We start from the raw sequence: 3,229 nt of genomic DNA, 5'->3' as shown, positions 1-3,229 counted from the left end.
CATTAGATAGTGAAGCGACCAAGGAATTTTATGAAAACATTGACAAGTATATTGATCAAAAACTCTCTGAAAAAGATTCACAAAACGATCTCGTAAAAGAAAATGAAGCAGACAAGGATTGAGGACAATGAACTGAATCGGTTTTTACGCCGTGTTTTTCTTGTATCTTCCTCTTTCTTACTTATAGCAGGTTGTTTTTGCTTGAATAAGAAATAAATTAGAAGTTCTATCATCTAAGAAAAATGATGAACAAAAAATCATTTAACTAATGGTGTGAACGTTTAGTGTTTATCAGCTCCATTCTCTGTAATTTTGGGGGTAAAATCCACACCATTCGGATAAAATTAGTTGAATTTGATTGGAAAAAAGCTTTTATAAAAGCGGAGAAAAGTCTTGATATTACGCTGTTTTTAGTCCAACTGAAATTCATACTTTCCAAACCAGGCTTGAAAAAGGCCCGTAAAGCATCACAATTTAGTAAACGTTAATTCGTTACTGGACAGCAGAATACAAACGAAAACACTTTGCATCTTGCAAGGTGTTTTTTTCTATGAGAACTGGCGGTGCGCAATTAGGATAGCTCTAGCGACTTTAGTCGCATAGAGATATGCTATGCACAGTTGCCCCAAGAAAACAAGCGAAGCGATGTTTGATTGGATGGCAACCACTGCACTCAAAACGTTAATCAATACGATTATATCAACGTTTACAGACATTCAAGAGGCCTCTCTTGGATGTCTTTTTTGATGTAAAAAACAATTTAACCTAAAAATACACCAAGATTCAAAATCTTGGTGTATTATCTTTTTTTAGATAATTGTTCTCTAAAAAGTTTTGTCATTTGTTTTTGTCCGGCAGGAGTACCTAGTGCTTCTTTGCTTATTTCTCCTTTAAATATTTGTTCCATTAAAAATAGGTAAGCCTCGCCTAAAGCAGTTGTAATTAATCCAGCAGTGGTTCCAGAAATCGTTCCGCCAACTGCTGTTCCTACTCCGGGAATAAATTTGAGTATATTAGAGACAATTGTTTTTCCGAGGAATGTTGCTCCCCCAGACCCTAAGGTTGAGGATACAAAGGCGGTTAGAAAAGTTTTATTTATATCAAGGCCAAATATTACAGTGATGCCAGTAATCATGCTTATCTGGGTTGGAACAAGCATGAATGCATCTGCGAATGGAACTGGAGCGAAACCTTCACCAAAACTTGCTGCTACTGCAGTCGCAATGACTGCCCTAGCATGTTTTTTTTTAGATTCCAGAGATACTTTTTGGATATTTTGGAGAGTATCTTGTAGTTCAGTTGGCAATACCTCAGACATTACATCAATCAAAGTATCTAATCCAAAAGCTTTAGCGACATATTCCTCATCAAAATCCATATCTTGAGCTAAAATTGGCACAACTTTACAAACATCTAAGTTTTCCTGCTCAACATGAGCTTTCATTTCTAGTGCTTTCTTCTTAGGTACAGATTGAGTAAGGACAACAATGATAGGTACCTTAGACGTTTTATTCTTCTCAGAAAACTCTCTAAGCCATTCCACTTCCGAACTATCGAAAGTACGGTTTGAACCGACATTAATACAATACCAAATGCAGTGGANCACCTCATTGATATCATTAGAAGAGTAACCGTTGTTAATTAGGTTAATCACTTCATCTTTGACACTCTCCTGTTGGGTATATGATAATTCAAAGCCGGGTGTATCATAGATAGCCAAAGGATATCCATTTTTTTCAATTTTGCGAATTTCCTGAGTTACTGGTCTACCCAATCCAGTATCGGCAAAATTACCTCTAAACAAACTGTTGATTAGTGTGCTTTTACCAACACCTGATTTACCAATTACGATGATATTTAATCTTTTTAAATTATGAATTCTATCATTAATCGCATTGAGACATTGTTGCGCAATATTGTCAGTATTAATTTGCATGATTTTCTACCTTTTTATATTCAGATTTTTTAACCAATTTGTCCTTACAATCAAAATTGACTTTTCGATGATTAGTTATTTTTACTTGCTTTTTATATAAATAATTTGTTGTTTTTTTCAAAACTTTAGGCAGAATCACTGTAGAAGCTAAAATTAAAGCTCCACTTCCTAAGATATATTTTACTTTAGAAGAATTTCTTTTTTTATTACCTTTTGTCTTTGACATAATATTCTCACTAATATGATATTTTAAATAATTATATCATATTAGAAATTAAAAGAGTCAATTTAATGATTTTGCTTATCTCTTTGTTTTAAAGATTTTAGAACAACTTCTCCGATAGAAATTGAAGTAATGTTAGCAGAGATCTATTAGTTGTAATGAAGAGGGGGCAAAGATATTGAAGATAGAAAAGTAGTTATGTGGCTTTCAGCTTGTCTCACTCTCCAAGGTACAAGAAAAATAAACCACCTGCCTTGCGGGTGTGGTTCATAGATTTAGTAATTTATAGATTTTTAAAAATTTATATAGTAAACTAGATGTGTAACATTGGGTTTTGAGTGATTGAAAAATTAGTATGGATGTTACTAGCTGTTTTAGAAAATTAGTGTGGTATCAAAAAATTTAAGGAGACGTTATGAAAAAACGAACGAAAAGCATAATTGCAACAATTTCATCAATAGTGGCGCTCGTAAGTCTGGGAGGATGTACCCTTACCCAAAAAGAAAGTAATAAAGAAAATCAGAAAGTTGCTTATTCAAAAAAGGCTATCAAAGATGATAAAGAAGCTATCAAGCAAAAACAGCTCGCTTATCTAAAAAAGCATGAGCAAGAAATTATAGATTTGGTGAAAGCTCAAAGTCCAAAAGTCGAATCAGTTCAGATTGATTGGGAAGAGACGCAATGGAGTGATGGCGGTCTTACAAATCCCGAGTATTATATTAATGTTTTTGGGCGTATCAATAATATTGAAGAATCGGGGTGGGGAGTGGATATACCGATTAATGATGATGAAAGTGTAAATCTTGAAGAAATGATTATAGGTAATTACATAAGTGTCGGAGGTGAACCGATTGACTAATTGGAATTTGAAAAGTTTTAATAATATATGCTTCGTTAGAGGAATCATTCTATAGGGATAAAACTAATAGACATTCAGGAGTTATTTCTTGGATGGCTTTTTTACGCTATTCAACTCACCTATAAAATTCTTCTATTACTTTCATAGAAAATATATATTAGCCAGATAGGGGCAATCATAGTAAAATAGCTATCAAAATAGACTAAAGGAG

Annotated in this window: 3 protein-coding genes and 1 pseudogene; 2 read left to right on the top strand and 2 right to left on the bottom strand. The window is 33.5% G+C overall.

Annotated features, from left to right (window positions below):
* A pseudogene (locus D8886_RS11425) lies at positions 1-122 on the top strand (TIGR00341 family protein); the annotation flags it as partial.
* 677 nt (positions 123-799) lie between these two features.
* Here the strand turns inward: D8886_RS11425 and D8886_RS11415 are convergent.
* Entirely contained in the window at positions 800-1,936 is a 1,137-nt protein-coding gene (locus D8886_RS11415) for a YcjF family protein (RefSeq protein ID WP_125435758.1), read from the bottom strand.
* Positions 1,926-2,162: a hypothetical protein gene (locus D8886_RS11410; protein ID WP_002917740.1), complete on the bottom strand. Its 237-nt coding sequence runs from the start codon at positions 2,160-2,162 to the stop codon at positions 1,926-1,928. Before D8886_RS11410 ends, D8886_RS11415 begins: the two co-directional genes overlap by 11 nt.
* Positions 2,163-2,574: 412 nt before the next feature.
* On the opposite strand from D8886_RS11410, the gene D8886_RS11405 reads away from it, so the two are divergent.
* A complete protein-coding gene (locus tag D8886_RS11405; RefSeq protein WP_002914014.1) occupies positions 2,575-3,018 on the top strand; it encodes a hypothetical protein in 444 nt (147 codons plus the stop codon).
* Positions 3,019-3,229: the final 211 nt, after the last annotated feature.

Origin of the sequence: Streptococcus sanguinis (genome assembly GCF_003943655.1) — a bacterium.
Taxonomy (GTDB): Bacteria; Bacillota; Bacilli; order Lactobacillales; family Streptococcaceae; genus Streptococcus; species Streptococcus sanguinis_F.
This window is presented reverse-complemented; position numbering and strand designations above follow the sequence as displayed.

Coding starts and splice junctions, on each gene's coding strand:
- D8886_RS11405 (WP_002914014.1), top strand. CDS start 2,575: ATGAAAAAACGAACGAAAAGCATAATTGCAACAATTTCATCAATAGTG.
- D8886_RS11410 (WP_002917740.1), bottom strand. CDS start 2,162: ATGTCAAAGACAAAAGGTAATAAAAAAAGAAATTCTTCTAAAGTAAAA.